Consider the following 242-nt stretch of genomic DNA (forward strand, 5'->3'; position numbering starts at 1 on the left):
ATCCGCTTTACGGCTAATGGTTGCTGACAAGATCTTTCCTTGAAATCGCAATTGTTCTCGCAGACGAACCCAACCAAGTTTGGGAATTCTTATCTTGAAACCTTGCAACTGTATTTGATCATTGGTCAAAGTAAAACGATCGTGCACTCCTTTCTTTCTAAAAGTGGGATATCGGCTTCTCCCTGAAAAGAAATTCTTAAAAGCCACACCCAATTGAATAATTGCCATTTGTGGAGCATTTT

Annotated in this window: 1 pseudogene; it reads right to left on the reverse strand. The window is 39.7% G+C overall.

Annotation, left to right across the window (positions count from 1 at the left end):
* Nucleotides 1-242, reverse strand: a pseudogene (locus tag ACFIM8_RS09385) (RNA-guided endonuclease TnpB family protein); the annotation flags it as partial.

Origin of the sequence: Bartonella sp. AC535YNZD, assembly GCF_042196625.1 — a bacterium.
Classification (GTDB): Bacteria; Pseudomonadota; Alphaproteobacteria; order Rhizobiales; family Rhizobiaceae; genus Bartonella.